Genomic DNA, 15,330 nt, shown 5'->3' on the forward strand with positions numbered 1-15,330 from the left:
TCACAGCAACCAATCGGTTGGTTGGGTTGACGCGCGATTCGGGTGGACCTAATTTTCTGTCCACGGTCATGAGTATCAGCGTCAAGCCCCGGCTCGCTGATCGGCAACCCTCCAGTGCGGCGGGGTGCTCCGGGTGACGACCGGATGGCGGTCATCCGACGCCATAAGCGCTCAATTCAGTCCTCGAAGGGGATACCCATGTCCGCAGTTCAGCTCGCCCCGGCAGCCCTTCCGTCGCAGCTCCCGGCCGCCGATGTCGTAGCCGAGATCCCGCTCACGGATCTGGTCGTCGTCGCCGACCGATTCCGTGGCTTCGCCGATGGCACACGCGTCCACACCGTCTCGGGTCTCGTCGCCGCACTGCGCGGCGGCGCGTTCCGGAACGTGCGCACCGACCTGACCATCAGGCTCGGGCAGGGGATCAAGCGGCACGACAAGGAATACGTCGAACACGTCGCATCGATCCATGCCCCGGACGCGGAGGTTCGCCTGCTCGGCGACATCGCCGCCCCGGCGCCGCGCCATCACGTGCACAAGTATCAGGAGACCAACGTCCTCATCGCCAACCTGGCGCGCGCCGAGGACGGGAGCTTCACCTCCGACCTCCGGATCGACGGGGACAACGAGCTGCTCATCGATCACCAGACCGGCGAGCACGTCCAGGGGCTGGTGATCGTCGAGGCGGCGCGGCAGCTGTTCCTCGGGGCCTTCGAGCTCGAGTACGGCAACCGCTCGCCCGAACGGCACTACTACGTCGTCTGGAACTCGATCAACCTGTCGTTCAAGACCTTCCTGTTCCCGTTGCCCGCATCGCTGCGCGCCCGGTTCGGAGCCGTCTCGATCCAGGATCCGGCCAAGCTGCAGTTCACGATCGACATCGAGGTGACCCAGTTCGGCCGCAGCGTCGCGACCGCGACGATCTCGTTTGCCGCGCTGGAGAACTCGACGATCAGTCAGATCGAGCGACGCAAGGCGGCGAAGGCGATCGAGGCCTTCCTCGGGGCCACCGCATGACGGGCATCGAGCGGGGCCCCGCTCAGGTCGCCTTCTTCGATGTCGACGAGACACTGATCACCGTCAAGAGCATGTTCGCCTTCCTCGAGCACTGGTTGTGGGAGCGGGGCGATGACGGTAGCGAGTACTCGCGACTGCGCGACGCATTGCGGCGGCAGGCGGCAGGGGGCGCGCCGCGGGAGGAGGTGAACCGGAGCTATTACCGCACGTTTCGGGGGGTGCCACTCGTCGAGCTGGAGGAATCGGGTCGCCGGTGGTATCGGGAGTTCGAGTCCACCGCCGCCCCGTACTACGCGGAGACCCTCGGCGCGCTGCGGGACCATCGCGATGCCGGTGCCGCGATCGTGCTGCTGTCCGGCTCGTTCGCACCTGTACTGGGGCCGATCGGGGAGGCCGTCGGTGCCGACCGGATCGTGGCGAGCCGCCCGGTCATCGACGGCCAGGGGGTGCTGACCGGCGAGGTCGAGCGGCCGATGATCGGGCAGGCCAAGGCGGAGGTGGTCACCTCGGTCTTGGTGGAGCTAGGGGTCGATACCGGGAACAGCTACGGGTACGGCGACCACGACAGCGACCTCGCCTTCCTCGAGGCGGTCGGGCACCCGGGGCTGCGCGGCGACGATCCGGTGCTCCTGGCGCGTGCGGCGCGGGATCGGTGGCGGATCCTCGGCGGCGGGACCACCGGCCTCGCCGGAGCCGGCCCGCTGCCCACCACCACCAGCACCGGACAGCGAGGTCTTCGATGACAGAACAGGTTTCGGCAGAATCAAGGATCTACGAACTCACCCCCACCACGCAGGGCCCGCTCTATCCGCCGAGCGAGGCGGTCGACCGGGATGGGAATTTCGTCGTGGTCGGGTGGATCGCCAGGAATGCGGGCGATGGGGCCGTCACGCGGGAGTGGGGGAGCGCGATCGTCGATGCGGGCACCCCGGTTCCCGCATTCGGGGGTGTGGAGCCGTACACGATCGTGCGCGAACTCGGGACGGAGCTGTCGGCGGATGACGGGGCGACGGTGCTGCACACCCTGCCGCTCCCGTTGCCCGCCAACAACTATCCGATCGTGTTCGCCCCCGACCAGGTTCCTGGGGCCGCGCAGGTCCAACGGCCCAGCTATGCCTTCCACGAGACCCCGATCCCGGATCTGCGGCACGAGGACGGTAGGCGCCTGACCGAACCGGTGACCCTCGGGGACTGGCTACGGGCGCGGGGCACCGTGCGGGTCGGCGTCAGCGCGGACGGCAGGCACGGCGAGTTCGCCTTCGAGTTCTCGGGCCTGATCCCGGAGTCGCTGTACACCGTGATGTCCCTGCGCCAGCGGGACCTGGACCCGGCCGCCCCGACACGACCCGGGCCGCTGGGGGTGCCGAACGTGTTCGTCACAGATCCAGTTGGTCGCGCGACGTACCGGGCGTCGCTGCCGAACGCGTTCCCGGCCCCGGACAGCCCTGGGGCCAATCGCATCGTCAGTGTCGTGGTGCTCTGGCAGAGCTACCAGCAGAACTACGGCGGTGCGATCGGTCAGTTCGGGCTCGGCGGCGACATCCATGCGCAGCTGAAGATCCCGGTTCCCGGCTTCGAGGAGTTCACCACCAGGGAATGACCTCGGCGCTCACACCAGAGCCCCTGTCCCGCAAGGGGACAGGGGCTCTGGGCGTTGCGGCTCGTTCTCAGCCGACCCTCGTCGACACATAGGCCAGGCCTGCGCCCGCGAGGGCCACCGCGGCCATCGCGCCCGCCACAGCCCCGTAGCCGACCCCGGCCAGCAGATTGGCCAACTGAGGTCCGGCGCTCGCGCCGAGGAACAGGGTGAAGGTGTACAGCGAGGTGGCCGCGCCGCGTGCGGTGCCTGCCCGCTCCGCGATGGCCTGCACCAGCGCGGGTGCGGCGACCGCGATCGCCGCCACGAAGAACAACAGGCACAGCGCGACCCACACGCCCCCGAGCGGCACGATCGTGGCCGCGGCGGTGATCGCCGCGGCGAGCAGAGCCGATACGACCCGGGTCGTCGGAGCCACCCCCGCCAGCCGGCCTGCCAGCAGCGGGACCGCGATCATCGCGGGCAGGGCGCTGGCCCGAAGAGCCAGCATCGCGCCCTCGCCGATACCGTCCGGGGGGCTGAGCTGGATCCCGGTGTAGAGGCCGACGAACACGCCGAGCACGCTGACGCAGCTGGCGAACAGCAAGGCCAACAAGGGGTTTCGCAGCAGGGCGACGAACGGGCCGAACGAGCCGCGCAGGCCGCGCGGCTCGTTCGCCCGTGGGGCCGCGGCGGGCGCCCGCGGCTGGAGAACGAACCACGCCGCCGCGCCGACCAGCACGAATCCCACGCTGCTCAGCAGGAATATCGCGCTCGGGCCCCATGCGGCCGCGACCGCCTGCGAGGCCACCTGCGCGATCACGCCTGCCGCGAGGAAGGAGCTGGTCAGGCAGGTGAGCGCGAGCACCCGGCGTCGCGGCTCGATGTGCTCGGCGAGGTAGGCGAACGCGGCGGGGGCGAACAGCGACGCGGTCGCGCCCTGTGCGATCCGGGCCGCGAGCCCGAGCTCGAGACTCGGGGCGAGGGCCACGAACAGGGTCGTCACCGAGGTCGCCAGCAGCCCGCCGACGATGACCGGGCGCCTGCCCCAACGGTCCGAGAGCGGACCCGTGACGAGAAATCCCAGCGCGTACGCGAGCCCGAAGCACGTCGTCGTCCACGTCACGGCCGAGCGCGTCGCGCCCCACTCCCGCGCCAGGTCGTCGAGGAGTGGGAGGACGACGTACAGCTGCCCGACGACGAGGACGCCGGCAAGACAGATCAGGCCGATCGTTCGTCCCGTCGGTGCCCAGCGCGGCTCCGCCGCCGCGACAGCGGTCGCCGCCGCGAGATCAGAAGGTGGCTGCGAGCTCACGTGCCCGCTCCTTGGCGACGGCCAGGCCGGCCGAGGGATCGGGCGTCAGGACCGTCGGGGCGTACCGGATCTCGGAGACCGAGTCGATGCCGACGAAACGCAGCCAGTCCTCGACGAACGGGGTCGCGAAATCGGCTCCGAACTCCAGGGGGACGCCGGGGCTGTGGACGCCGCTGGTGTAGACGGTGACGGCGCGCTTGCCCGCGAGCAGCCCGGAGTACCCCTGCGCGGGATCGAACTCGAATGCCCACCCCGGCTGGGTGACGAGGTCGATCCACTGCTTGAGGATGTACGGGATCCCGGAGTTCCAGATCGGGATGCTCAGGACGTAGAGGTCCGCCGCCGCGAAGCGGTCGAAGACCTCCCTGGCCTGCTCCCAGGCCCGACGCTGTTCGAGCGTCTGTTCCTGGCCGGTGAACACGGCGAGCTTCGCGCCCGCGGCGGCGGTGCCGAAATCGGGCAGCCGCTCCTCGAACAGGTCGAGCGTGTCGACGGTGAGTGTCGGGTCCTGGACGGCCAGGGCGTCCAGGAACGTCGTGGCGATGCTGCGCGAGTCGCTCGATTTGCCGCGCGCGGAGGCGTTGATATGCAGGGCGTTGGTCATCGAAAGGTCCTTCCGTTGTGGGTAGGACATACTTCTACCAACCAGTTGGTTGGAGCACAAGGGTTCCGGGATCCCGGAAATGTTGCGGATAGGATTCGCGCATGAATGAGCATGCCGAGGGATCATCGACGCGACGAAAACTCCTGGACGCTGCGCGTTCTGAGTTCGCGGAGAACGGCATCGCGGGCGGTCGGGTCAACCGGATCGCCGAGCGCGCCGGCGTCAACAAGGAGCGCATCTACGGGTACTTTGGGAGCAAGGAAAAGCTGTTCGACGCGGTGATCATGGAGGCGCTCACCGAGCTCGGGCAGGCGCATCCGCTCACCCAGCAGACCGACCTCGACGAGTACATCGGCGCGGTGTTCGACTTCCATCGCGCGCGTCCGGACCTGCTGCGGCTGCTGATGTGGGAGTCGCTGCACTACCGGAAGGAGGACCTGCCGAGCGCCGAGGCGCGCAGCCAGGTGTACCTGGACAAGGTGCAGAGCCTCGCGCAGCTGCTCGGCCGCGAGGCCGACGCGCGCACCGCGATCTCCCTCTTCACGCTGATCGGGATCGCGGCCTGGCCGTCCACGGTGCCGCAGCTGCTGACGATGGTGACGGGCGGGACCGAGCCCGCGGTGGACGAGGCCACGCTCCGGGCGTCGATCATCGAGCTCGGCAAGCGAGCCATCGGCGCCTAGCGCAGGCCCTGGCCGCCGTCGACGCCGAGCGTGACGCCGGTGATGTACGCGTTCGCCATCAGGAAGAGTGCAGCGTGCGCGGCCTCGTCGGCCGTGCCGACCCGCCCGAGCGGGATGGAACGTCCCGCGGCCGACACCGAATCGTCGTCGACCGGGCCGCCCGCGCTGCGGGCGAGCGCGCCGCGCAGCATCGGGGTGTCGATCCGCCCCGGCCGGATGGCGTTGACGCGATTTCTCGGCGCCAACTCGAGCGCGAGCCCCCTGACGAACGTCTCGAGCGCGGCCAGTCCGGCGGCGACGACGCTCGTGTCGGCCGCGGGCCGGACCGCGAACCCGCCGGAGGTGACGACGAGCGAGCCCCCTGGCGTCAGGGCGGGCGCCGCGCGTTGCGCGACGGCGTAGGCGGTCGCGAGGCGGTCGGTGTACGCCGGTTCCAGTGCCGACCACGGGGTGGTCCTGGTGGGACCGGTCGCGGCGAATCCCGCTGTCAGCAGCACGTGATCGACCGTGCCTGCGCGGGCGAAGATCGATTCGAGTCCGGCCGGATCGCGGACGTCCGCGGCGATCGGTAGCAACCGGGGGGCGCTCGATCCTCCGATCGCGGCGAAGGACCGTTTCAGGTTCGCCTCGCCCCTGGCGACGCCGACGACGGAGGCCCCGGCCCGGTATGCCATCGCGGCGGCCGCGAGACCTATCCCGCTGCTCGCGCCGATGACGAGTACTCGGCCGTCGGGCGCGAAGGGGTTGAGCGGCGGCCGTGTGGATTCGTTCACGTCGCGAACACTACGGAATTCGTTTCGGGCTCATTGTTTTCACGGTGATCCGAATTATCGAGAACTGTTTCGAAAAGGTAAATGTGCAGCGCCTGGAGGGTGCGGGAAGGCCGGTGCGGGACGAGGCGGGTGGCGGCCCCAACCGGATGGTTGACACGCGGCGAGGCCCCGGATACGTTCTCTCCCAACGGTCATGAGTATCAGCTGATAGCCCCGGCTTGCTGATCGGCAACCCTCGCGGAGCGGTGGGGTGCCCCGGGTGAGGACCGGGCTGTATCCATGCGGATACGGCAAGCGCCCTACTGTCGCGAAAGCTGAACACGTTGATTGTCATGATGGAGTGTAGAAACCGGTCAGTGTAATAACTGATCGGTAATCGAGTCGAGCGCTCCCGCTGTGTTGCGCAGACCAGTCGAGAATCCCAGGAGACGGATATCGACGTCGATGCTCGCCTTTTCGAATTAAGGGCCGGCATCGGCGATCGGAGCATTTCGCAATGCCGCCGTTCCCTTTGTTCACCGTCCTTTTCCATTCGCCGCCGTGACAACGAGGTCACGCGTGGCGGCTTTTCTGTCTGTCGCGGCGCGTCCGCACGGACGAACATCCGGAGGAATTCGCAGAATGAGTACCCATCCAGCCGTCCCCGGACGCACCCGCAGGTTAGTGGCGGGAATGGTCGCCTCGGTGTCACTGCTCGGCTTGACCGCCGCGTGCAGCGACTCGGAGGCGGCCACGGCAGGCACCGTCTACTTCGGTGTGTCGGGGCCGAAGACCGGGCCGTCGGCCGAGTACGGGCGACTGTGGCAGCAGGGCTTCGACCTGGCGCTGGAGGAGATCAATCAGAACGGCGGCATCGACGGGCGCAAGGTCGAGCTCAAATGGGAGGACTCACAGTCCGATCCGAAGCAGACCGTGCCGATCGCGACGAAGTTCGTCGACGATCAGTCCGTGATCGCCGAGCTCGGGGACTTCTCTTCGCCCGCTTCGATCGCCGCCTCTCCGGTGTACAACCGGGGCAAGCTGGTGCAGTACGGATTCACCAACTCCGCGGTCGAGTTCACCAACGGGGGTGAGTACTCGTGGAGCCCGTCGATCACCCTCGACGTGTTCCAGGAGCGCAATGCCGAGTGGGTTTCCCGCAAGGCGAAGAAGGTCTCCGTGGTCTACCTCGAAACCGACTGGGGCAAGCAGGCATTCAAGTACTTCTCGCAGTTCGCGGCGGAGAAGGGCGTCGAGATCGTCTACTCGTCGCCGATCCTCCCGGACTCCACCGACGTCAAACCGATCCTGATCAAGGGTCGTGACGCGGCGCCGGAGGCCTTCGTGCACCTCGGCTACGGCCCCGATGGCGCCCTGGTGGTCAAGCAACTCCGGGATGTCGGGTTCGACAAGCAGTTCTTCGGGGGCCAGAACACGCCACAGTTCATCGAGCTGGCGGGCTCCGCGGCGGAGGGCGACATCGTGAACGGGATCTTCAGCGCGGCGGATGCCGATCCCCGTATCCAGGACTTCGTCGGCAAGTTCCGGGCGAAGTTCGGGGTCGACCCGGGCGACTTCAATGTCTACGCCTATGACGCACTCAAGGTGCTCACCGATGCCGCGAACCACGGCGGTGCGACGAGGGAGGGTGTCCTGAAGGGCCTGAAGGAATCCGAGTTCAACGGAATCGGGCTGGGCCAGTTCGCCTTCGATCAGCAGTCCCGCCGTCCCGATGGCGCGGCGCCCCGCGAGCTCGTGCTCCAGAACGGGAAGTTCGTACCAACCGCATGATCGACACCCTCCTCGCCGGACTGATCCACGGCAACGCCTATGCGCTGATCGCAGTCGGGATCACCCTGATCTTCGGGGTCACCAATGTGATCAACTTCGCCCACGGCGCGGTGTTCGCGTTCGGGTCGATCTTCGCGTGGTGGCTGATCGCCGAACTCGGGCTGTCCCTGTGGACCACCATCGTGGTGGTGGTCGGTGTCTCGGGGCTGCTCGGGTTCGTCGTCAACGTCGTCGCGGTGCGCCCGCTGAGCCGGGGTCCGGCGGTGGCGGCGTTGCTGGCCACCGTCGCCGCGGGCATGATCATCGAGAACCTCGTCCAGATGGTCTTCGGCCCCGAGACACGACCGTTCCCTGCGGTGCTGCCGACCAACAACTGGCAGATCGGCGGGGTGCGGTTCGGGACCTCGGACCTCGTGATGTTCGCCATCACGGTGGTGGTCATGGCCGGCCTCGCCTGCTTCCTCAAGTACGGCAGGTACGGGCTGGCGATCCGGGCGACGGCACAGGATCCCGATGCGGCGCTGCAGATGGGGATCCCGGTACCCCGCGTGCAGAACCTGGCGTTCATCATCGCGTCGGGCCTCGGCGGGCTGGCGGGAATCTTTGTCGGACTGTACAACTCGAACATCTCGCCGACCAGCGGCACGATCGCGGGGATGAGCGGATTCGTCGCGGCGACGATCGGCGGGCTGGGGTCGATCCCCGGTGCGGTGCTCGGCGGCTTCGTGCTCGGCATCGTCGAGGCCGTGGGGATCTACCAGTTCGGGGACGGATACCGAGACCTGATCACTTTCGGGGTGCTGATCGCGGTGCTCGTCTTGAGGCCGGGGGGACTGTTGGCGAGGGCGCCGTCGATCTCGAGCGAACCGTTGACCGGCACCTTCCTCGGTTCGGGCCGCCAGATCCGGGTGCAGTGGTGGCAGGCGGCGGCCGCCTTCGCAGTGGTCGGGCTCGTGGTGCCGCTGGTCTCCAACAGCTACGGACTGGTGGTCGGGACCCAGATCATCGCCTACGCCATCATCGCGGTCTCGATGACGCTGGTGGCGGGCTCGGCGGGCCAGCTCACCATCGGCCAGGCCGGGCCGATCGCGATCGGGGCGTACACCTCGGCCATCCTCACCATCAGCTACGACTGGCCGTTCCTCGCGGCGGTGGCCGCGGCCGCGCTGACCGCGGCGATCGTGTCTTCCGTGCTGGCGGCTCCGGTCTGGCGGCTCACCGGACACTACGTTGCGATCGCGACGCTCGGGATCGGTGTCGTCACGGTCGGGATCATCCGCAACTGGGAATCGGTGACCCGGGGCAGCTACGGACTGTTCGGGATCCCTGCGCCGCGGATCTTCGGATACGAGTTCTCCACCGCCGCAGACCTGTTCCGCCTCGATCTGGTGTTCCTGGCCCTGACCGTGGTGGTGGTGGCCGCGATCCAGCGGTCACACCTCGGCACGGTGCTCAGGTCGGTCGGGTCGGACGAGGTGGCGGCGAGATCGTCGGGCGTACGAGTGCGCGACTACAAGGCGCTCGCCTTCGCCATCAGCGCGATCTTCTCCGGCATCGGGGGAGCCCTTCTCGGGCACCAGTATTCGTACATCGATCCGACGGTGTTCAACCTGGGGCTCTCGCTCCTTGTGGTGACCATCATCGTGCTCGGCGGGACCGGGTCCCCGTACGGCGCGATCCTCGGCTCGGTGGTCCTGATCGGGGTCCCGGAGCTGTTCCGGCTGGCGCCCGAGGTCCGCATTCTGCTCTACGGGGTGATCCTGCTGTTGATCATCCGATTCAGGCCACAGGGAATCTGGACGAGGAGGGACCGTGTCAGCGCAGCAGTCTGAGCAGATCCTGTCGGTGGCGGGGCTGCGCCGCGCCTTCGGCGGCGTGCGCGCCGTCGACGGGATCGACTTCGAGGTCAACAGGGGCGAGTTCGTCTCCATCATCGGGCCCAACGGGTCGGGAAAGAGCACCACCATCAACCTGGTGTCCGGCGTTCTCCGGCCCGATTCCGGTCGGATCCTGCTGCGCGGCACAGCGGTACGGCCCGGCTCCCCGGAAGAGGCCGCTGAGGCGGGCATCGCGAGGACCTTCCAGAACGGCCGGGTCTTCGGGAACCTCACGGTGGCCGAGAACGTGGAGGTGGGGCTGCACAGCACCCTCCGCGCCGCGCGACCACTGCGCTCCCTGGTCCGGTACCCCGTGATCCGTTGGGTGCCGATCCTCGCGGAGGCGGCGCTGGCGCTGGTGCCAACCCGGAAGGTGCGGGCCGAGCGGGAACTCCTGCGCGCCGAGGTGGACTCCGGGCTGGCGAGATTCGGGGAACGGCTGGCTCCTCGCGCGGGCGACCCTGCCTACACGCTGTCCTACGCGAACCGGCGGCGCACCGAAATCGCAAGGGCCCTCGCCCTCGACCCCGTCCTGCTGCTACTCGACGAACCCGCGGCAGGAATGAACCAGAGCGAAACCGCCGAGGTCGGACGTCAACTGGCCGAACTCAAGGCGCACGGGCAGACCATCGTCCTCGTCGAGCACAAGCTCGAACTCGTCAACCAGCTCTCCGATCGGGTGATCGTGATGGACGAGGGCTCGATCATCGCGGTCGGGACCCCGGAAGAGGTGCAGGCCGATGAACGGGTGATCGAGGCCTATCTCGGCCGTCGCCGGCTGCGGCCTGCCACGGTCGGTGCGGAAGGACAGGTGGAGTCCGTTGGCGGTCGATGAGTACGCGGCCCCGATTCTCGAGCTCGACGGGGTGAGCGTGTATTACGGACGCTCGCGAGCGCTGAACGAGGTGTCCATCCGGGTTCGGCCGGGCGAGATCGTCTCCCTGCTCGGGGGGAACGCCTCCGGCAAGTCGACGACCATGAAGACCGCCCTCGGTCTGTTGACCCCCACGGCCGGGCGGGTGCTGATCGACGGGGAGGACGCCACCGGGGTGACCCCGGCGGGCCGGATCAAGGCCGGACTGGCCTCGGTTCCCGAGGCGCGGCGGGTGTTTCCGGAGATGACGGTGGAGGAGAACCTGTACGTCGGCGGCTACGTGCACCGCGAGCGGCGTTCGGTGCTGGCCGAGCGGGCAGCCGAGTTGTTTGACCACTTCCCGCGGCTGGCGGAGCGGCGCAGGCAGCACGCGGGGACGCTGTCCGGTGGCGAGCAGCAGATGCTGGCATTCGCCCGTGCACTGATGAGCCGGCCCCGGCTGATCTGCATGGACGAACCGACGATGGGGCTGTCCCCGCTGTTCGTCGACCGGGTGCTGGACGAAATCGTCCGGCTCAACGAGCTGTTCGGGCTCGCGATCCTGATCGTCGAGCAACAGGCCGAGCTCGCGCTGTCCATCGCGCACACCGGCAATGTCCTGGTGGGCGGCGAGATCGTGCTGCACGGCGAGGCCACCGATCTGTTGGGCAATCCCGCGGTACGAGAAGCATATTTGGGAAAGGTGGCATGACGTGACCGGGAGCAAGCGGCTCGGATGGTTCACCCGGCTGGTCGGTGACGAGAGTCGGGACGCGGGAGTTCTCTACCGCGACGCGCTGGCGCAGTTCGCCCTCGCCGAGGAGCTGGGTTTCGACGTCGGCTGGGTGGCCCAGCATCACGTCGATCCGGCGGAGGGCGGCCTGCCGTCGCCGTTCGTCTTCCTGGCCCACGCGGCCGCCCGGCTGAGCGCGATCCGCCTCGGTACGGCCATCGTGACGCTCGGGCTGGAGGACCCGATCCGGGTGGCGGAGGACGCCGCGGTCCTCGACGCCCTGTCCGGCGGCCGGCTCGAGCTGGGTCTCGGCACCGGCGGGTCGGCGAGCGCCTTCGCGTTGTTCGGTCACGCAGATGCCGATCGACGGGCCCTCTACGACAACAAGATCGAGCGCTTGACAGCCGCGCTGTCCGGGGCGGAGATCGTCGAGGACAAGCGGCTGTACCCGCGGGCGACGAGCCTGATCGAGCGGCGATGGCAGGCGACCTTCTCGGGGTCGGGCGCCGTGCGGGCGGGCGAATCCGGAGACGGGCTCCTGCTCTCGCGGACCCAGCCGAGGGAGCCCGGTCTCGCGGATGCCGCCCTCGGGCAGGTCCAACAACCGCTGATCGCGGCGTACCTGGAGGCGCTCCCGGAGGGCACGCGACCGCGGATCGGCGCCTCGCGCAGCGTGTTCGTCGCCGACGACCACGAGGCTGCCTGGGAGCTCGCGCGCCGTGGCGCGCTGCGCTTCCGGGCATACCTGCAGGGGATCGGCCTCGCCGACGGCAGCGAGAGCGTCGAGGAGATCCTGCGCGATTCCGTGGTCGGCACCCCGGACGAGGTGACCGACCTACTCGCCGCCGACCCCGCGGTGCAGCAGTCGACAGACCTGATCTTCCAGGTTCATCCGATCGACCCCGACCAGGCGGCCACGCTGCACTCGATCGAACTCATCGCCACGAAGGTGGCCCCGCGCCTCGGCTGGAATGGCACCTACCGGAAGGAATCACGACCATGACGACGTCTTCGACCCATTCCCCACCGAACTCCACGGCGGACGTGCTGGACGGGGTGCTCGGCGCCCGGCTCGCGGGCGCCGTCTCCTCTCTCAGGTCGGCGCGGCCCGCGGTCGCGGAGCACACCCAGCGGCTGCACGACGCGCTCTTCGTCTCGCCGTCCGCCGACCTGCCGACCCGCGAGCAGCTCGTCGCCGTCGCGTTGCGTGTCGCGGTGCTCGCTCGGCAACCCGCACTCGCCGAGCATTATTCGGCGCTGCTGCCCGATGACCTCGCCGACGCTGTGACGACGGGCGCCGTTCACGACCCGGTGCTCGCGGCCTTGCTGAGCCACGCCGCGCTGGTCACCGTGGATCCCTCGGCCGCCACTCGGTCCGCGATCGAGACCCTGAGTTCGGCGGGGCTGACGGAGGCCGCGATCGTGACCGTGTCCCAGGCGATCGGCTTCGTCAACTACCAGATCCGGCTGGTCGCCGGGTACACCCTGATCGGAGAATCGGCATGAGCGAGGTTCGCGAGGTCGAGCGGCATCGCTGCCCAGGCGATTTCACCCAGGATCACCTGGACTGGGTCCCGTGGCTGGAACCGATCCGGCTCGAGGACGCGACCGAGGAACAGCGTCCCCACCTGGCGGGCTTCCGCGGCGAGAGCCCGTATTTCCGTCTGCTGGCCCGCGATCCGGAGGTACTCGGCGAGCGCAGCGCGAACGACAAGGAGATCTTCTACGGGCGCGGTGGGCTCTCCCGCACCGAGCGGGAGCTCGCGGCGACGGCCACCTCGCGGCTCAACGGGTGCGTGTACTGCACCTCGGTGCACGCACGCTTCACGGCGGAGCTGTCCAAGCGGCCCGCCGACGTGCAGAAGATCCTGGACGAGGGCGTCACCGCCCGCGTCGACGAGCGGTGGGACGCCGTCGTCGACTTCGCCGCCGCGCTCGCCGCGCAGCCACCGCGCGCCGACCCGGGTCACCTGGCGCGGCTTCGTGCGGTCGGTCTCACCGACGAGGAGATCGGCGACCTGGTCCTGGCCACCGCGTCGTTCTCGTGGGCGAACCGGCTGATGCTCACCCTCGGCGAACCGGAGGTCCCCGCGCAGGCGCCGTGAGGTCCGCGGCAGGCGCGGCGACGGCGCCACCGGACGCGTTTTCCCGGGTGCGACCCGCGGCCGGTGGCAGTATCGGCATGTGACCACCAGGGATCGAGCACCATCGCGGGTGCGCTCCTGGCTGTTCGAGAACATCACCGAGGAGCCGTCCGGGCACCAGGGGCCGTTCCGGGTGGTGTCGAAGCCGGAGCACAAGCACCCGTGGTGGAAGGTCATGTGCCTGACGGGCGTCGACTACTTCTCCTCGCTGGGGTACCAGCCGGGCATCGCCGCCCTGGCCGCCGGTGTGCTCTCGCCGATGGCGACCCTGGTCCTCGTCGCGCTGACGCTGTTCGGCGCGCTGCCGGTGTATCGCCGTGTCGCGCAGGAGAGCCCGCGGGGTGAGGGATCGATCGCCATGCTGGCCCGACTGCTCCCGAAGTGGGGCGGCAAGATCTTCGTCCTGGTTCTGCTCGGGTTCGCGGCGACCGACTTCATCATCACCATGACGCTGTCTGCCGCCGACGGTGCGGCGCACGTCGTGCAGAACCCGTTCGCGCCCGCGGCCCTCCGCGGGGAGAACCTGCTGGTCACGCTGGTCCTGTTGGGTCTGCTCGCGGCCGTCTTCCTCAAGGGCTTTGCCGAGGCGATCGGGATCGCGGTCGCACTCGTCGTGGCGTACCTGGCACTGAACCTCGTGGTGGTGGCCGCCGGACTGTGGCACGTGGCGACCGCGCCCTCCGTGGTGACGGACTGGACCGCGGCCCTGACGACCGAGCACGGCAACCCCTGGATGATGGTCGCGATCTCGCTGCTGGTGTTCCCGAAGCTCGCGCTCGGCCTGTCCGGCTTCGAGACGGGGGTCGCGGTGATGCCCCAGATCGAGGGCGACCCGAGCGACACCAGATCCGCACCGCGCGGCCGGATCCGCGGGGCGCGGCATCTGCTGACCACTGCCGCACTGATCATGAGCGCCTTCCTCATCGTGACCAGCTTCCTGACCACCGTGCTTATCCCGGCCGACGAGTTCAAGGCCGGGGGACAGGCCAACGGGCGCGCGCTGGCCTACCTGGCCCACGAGTACCTCGGCAACGTCTTCGGAACCGTGTACGACGTGAGCACCATCGCGATCCTCTGGTTCGCAGGTGCCTCGGCCATGGCGGGCCTGCTCAATCTGGTCCCGCGGTACCTGCCCCGGTTCGGCATGGCCCCGGACTGGGCGCGGGCGGTGCGCCCGCTGGTGCTGGTGTTCGCGGCGATCGCATTCGGCATCACCTGGTATTTCGACGCCAGCGTCGACGCCCAGGGCTCGGCCTACGCCACCGGCGTCCTGGTACTGATCACCTCCGCGTCCGTCGCGGTCGCGCTGTCCGCGCACCGGCGGGGCCAGCGACGCAAGGCGATCGGCTTCGCGGTGGTCGCGGTCATCTTCGTCTACACGACCGTCGTCAACATCGTCGAACGCCCCGAGGGCCTGCATCTGGCGATCCTGTTCATCCTCGCCATCCTGAGCGTCTCGTTCGCCTCCCGCTTCACGCGGGCCTACGAACTGCGTGCCTACTCGGTGAGCTACGACGTCACGGCGCGGGAGCTGATCGACGAGGCCGCGCGGGGGGTCATCCGGGTCATCGCGCACGACGCCGACCGCCCGGACCCGGCGGCGTACCGGGCGAAGGAGTCCGCCCGGCGGCGGGTCAGCCGGATCCCCGCCGCCGAGCCCATCCTCTTCCTGGAGGTGAGCGTGACCGATGCGTCGGAGTTCGCCACCGACCTGCGGGTGCACGGGCACCGCCGCGAGGGGTTCCGGGTGCTGACGGTCCGCAGCGCGGCCATCCCCAATTCCATCGCCGCGATCCTGCTCGACATCCGGGACCGAACCGGGACCGTCCCGCACGTGTACTTCGAGTGGACGGAGGGAAACCCGGTCCGCAACCTGCTGCAGTTCCTGTTCTTCGGGCACGGCGAGGTGGCCTCCGTGACCAGGGAGGTGCTGCGGCGCGCCGAGCCCGACGTGGCCCGCAGACCGCACGTGCACGTCGGATAGGCTC

At 68.9% G+C, this 15,330-nt stretch carries 15 protein-coding genes and 2 riboswitches; of the genes, 12 read left to right on the plus strand and 3 right to left on the minus strand.

All coding sequences use genetic code 11. The annotated features are described in order from the left end of the window. The first annotated feature begins 64 nt into the window (after positions 1-64). Positions 65-176: riboswitch (SAM riboswitch) on the plus strand. A 22-nt stretch (positions 177-198) separates the two neighbouring features. Genes ACWFRB_RS15365 through ACWFRB_RS15375 form a run of 3 tightly spaced genes read left to right on the plus strand, consistent with a single transcriptional unit; the run spans position 199 to position 2,614 of the window. After that, a complete protein-coding gene (locus tag ACWFRB_RS15365; protein WP_452642001.1) occupies positions 199-1,014 on the plus strand; it encodes an AfsA-related hotdog domain-containing protein in 816 nt (271 codons plus the stop codon). Continuing rightward, complete coding sequence (locus ACWFRB_RS15370) at positions 1,011-1,757, plus strand: HAD family hydrolase (protein WP_452642002.1); 747 nt, start codon at positions 1,011-1,013, stop codon at positions 1,755-1,757. The genes ACWFRB_RS15365 and ACWFRB_RS15370 overlap by 4 nt, the downstream gene beginning before the upstream one ends. Next, positions 1,754-2,614, plus strand: a complete 861-nt coding sequence (locus tag ACWFRB_RS15375) for a hypothetical protein (protein WP_452642003.1) — start codon at positions 1,754-1,756, stop codon at positions 2,612-2,614. The genes ACWFRB_RS15370 and ACWFRB_RS15375 overlap by 4 nt, the downstream gene beginning before the upstream one ends. A gap of 67 nt (positions 2,615-2,681) precedes the next feature. Here the strand turns inward: ACWFRB_RS15375 and ACWFRB_RS15380 are convergent, their stop codons facing one another. Beyond that, positions 2,682-3,905, minus strand: coding sequence for an MFS transporter (locus ACWFRB_RS15380; RefSeq protein WP_452642004.1), 1,224 nt, complete (start codon positions 3,903-3,905; stop codon positions 2,682-2,684). Next, the gene (locus ACWFRB_RS15385; protein ID WP_452642005.1) at positions 3,883-4,509 is read right to left on the minus strand and encodes an FMN-dependent NADH-azoreductase; all 627 of its coding nucleotides are present in this window, start codon (positions 4,507-4,509) and stop codon (positions 3,883-3,885) included. The genes ACWFRB_RS15380 and ACWFRB_RS15385 overlap by 23 nt, the downstream gene beginning before the upstream one ends. A gap of 101 nt (positions 4,510-4,610) precedes the next feature. Here ACWFRB_RS15385 and ACWFRB_RS15390 point away from each other — a divergent pair, with 101 nt between their 5' ends. Beyond that, positions 4,611-5,192: a TetR family transcriptional regulator gene (locus ACWFRB_RS15390; RefSeq protein ID WP_452642006.1), complete on the plus strand. Its 582-nt coding sequence runs from the start codon at positions 4,611-4,613 to the stop codon at positions 5,190-5,192. On the opposite strand, the gene ACWFRB_RS15395 is transcribed toward ACWFRB_RS15390, so the two are convergent. Then, positions 5,189-5,965, minus strand: a complete 777-nt coding sequence (locus ACWFRB_RS15395; RefSeq protein WP_452642007.1) for an SDR family oxidoreductase — start codon at positions 5,963-5,965, stop codon at positions 5,189-5,191. The genes ACWFRB_RS15390 and ACWFRB_RS15395 overlap by 4 nt on opposite strands. A gap of 189 nt (positions 5,966-6,154) precedes the next feature. Then, a riboswitch (SAM riboswitch) is annotated at positions 6,155-6,268 on the plus strand. Between the two features lie 318 nt (positions 6,269-6,586). Between ACWFRB_RS15395 and ACWFRB_RS15400 the strand changes: the two genes are divergently transcribed. The 8 genes from ACWFRB_RS15400 (at position 6,587) to ACWFRB_RS15435 (ending at position 15,326) form a co-directional block, all read left to right on the plus strand. Beyond that, positions 6,587-7,735, plus strand: a complete 1,149-nt coding sequence (locus ACWFRB_RS15400) for an ABC transporter substrate-binding protein (RefSeq protein WP_452642008.1) — start codon at positions 6,587-6,589, stop codon at positions 7,733-7,735. Beyond that, positions 7,732-9,567: an ABC transporter permease gene (locus ACWFRB_RS15405; RefSeq protein WP_452642009.1), complete on the plus strand. Its 1,836-nt coding sequence runs from the start codon at positions 7,732-7,734 to the stop codon at positions 9,565-9,567. The genes ACWFRB_RS15400 and ACWFRB_RS15405 overlap by 4 nt, the downstream gene beginning before the upstream one ends. Continuing rightward, positions 9,548-10,447, plus strand: coding sequence for an ABC transporter ATP-binding protein (locus ACWFRB_RS15410; RefSeq protein ID WP_452642010.1), 900 nt, complete (start codon positions 9,548-9,550; stop codon positions 10,445-10,447). The genes ACWFRB_RS15405 and ACWFRB_RS15410 overlap by 20 nt, the downstream gene beginning before the upstream one ends. After that, positions 10,434-11,177, plus strand: coding sequence for an ABC transporter ATP-binding protein (locus tag ACWFRB_RS15415; protein ID WP_452642011.1), 744 nt, complete (start codon positions 10,434-10,436; stop codon positions 11,175-11,177). Before ACWFRB_RS15410 ends, ACWFRB_RS15415 begins: the two co-directional genes overlap by 14 nt. Before the next feature lies 1 nt (position 11,178). Next, positions 11,179-12,201 (plus strand): LLM class flavin-dependent oxidoreductase, encoded by a 1,023-nt coding sequence (locus ACWFRB_RS15420; RefSeq protein ID WP_452642012.1) that lies wholly within the window; start codon positions 11,179-11,181, stop codon positions 12,199-12,201. After that, on the plus strand, positions 12,198-12,704 hold the full coding sequence (locus tag ACWFRB_RS15425) for a hypothetical protein (protein ID WP_452642013.1): 507 nt from the start codon (positions 12,198-12,200) through the stop codon (positions 12,702-12,704). The genes ACWFRB_RS15420 and ACWFRB_RS15425 overlap by 4 nt, the downstream gene beginning before the upstream one ends. Next, the gene (locus tag ACWFRB_RS15430) at positions 12,701-13,303 is read left to right on the plus strand and encodes a peroxidase-related enzyme (protein WP_452642014.1); all 603 of its coding nucleotides are present in this window, start codon (positions 12,701-12,703) and stop codon (positions 13,301-13,303) included. The genes ACWFRB_RS15425 and ACWFRB_RS15430 overlap by 4 nt, the downstream gene beginning before the upstream one ends. Before the next feature lie 214 nt (positions 13,304-13,517). Beyond that, positions 13,518-15,326, plus strand: a complete 1,809-nt coding sequence (locus ACWFRB_RS15435; protein WP_452642033.1) for an amino acid transporter — start codon at positions 13,518-13,520, stop codon at positions 15,324-15,326. Positions 15,327-15,330: the final 4 nt, after the last annotated feature.

The sequence above is a fragment of the Rhodococcus sp. NPDC055112 genome (genome assembly GCF_053607505.1).

Bases quoted from the DNA above. Each gene is read 5' to 3' on its own strand.
- ACWFRB_RS15365 (WP_452642001.1), top strand. From the start codon at position 199: ATGTCCGCAGTTCAGCTCGCCCCGGCAGCCCTTCCGTCGCAGCTCCCG.
- ACWFRB_RS15370 (WP_452642002.1), top strand. From the start codon at position 1,011: ATGACGGGCATCGAGCGGGGCCCCGCTCAGGTCGCCTTCTTCGATGTC.
- ACWFRB_RS15375 (WP_452642003.1), top strand. From the start codon at position 1,754: ATGACAGAACAGGTTTCGGCAGAATCAAGGATCTACGAACTCACCCCC.
- ACWFRB_RS15385 (WP_452642005.1), bottom strand. From the start codon at position 4,509: ATGACCAACGCCCTGCATATCAACGCCTCCGCGCGCGGCAAATCGAGC.
- ACWFRB_RS15390 (WP_452642006.1), top strand. From the start codon at position 4,611: ATGAATGAGCATGCCGAGGGATCATCGACGCGACGAAAACTCCTGGAC.
- ACWFRB_RS15400 (WP_452642008.1), top strand. From the start codon at position 6,587: ATGAGTACCCATCCAGCCGTCCCCGGACGCACCCGCAGGTTAGTGGCG.
- ACWFRB_RS15405 (WP_452642009.1), top strand. From the start codon at position 7,732: ATGATCGACACCCTCCTCGCCGGACTGATCCACGGCAACGCCTATGCG.
- ACWFRB_RS15425 (WP_452642013.1), top strand. From the start codon at position 12,198: ATGACGACGTCTTCGACCCATTCCCCACCGAACTCCACGGCGGACGTG.
- ACWFRB_RS15430 (WP_452642014.1), top strand. From the start codon at position 12,701: ATGAGCGAGGTTCGCGAGGTCGAGCGGCATCGCTGCCCAGGCGATTTC.
- ACWFRB_RS15435 (WP_452642033.1), top strand. From the start codon at position 13,518: ATGTGCCTGACGGGCGTCGACTACTTCTCCTCGCTGGGGTACCAGCCG.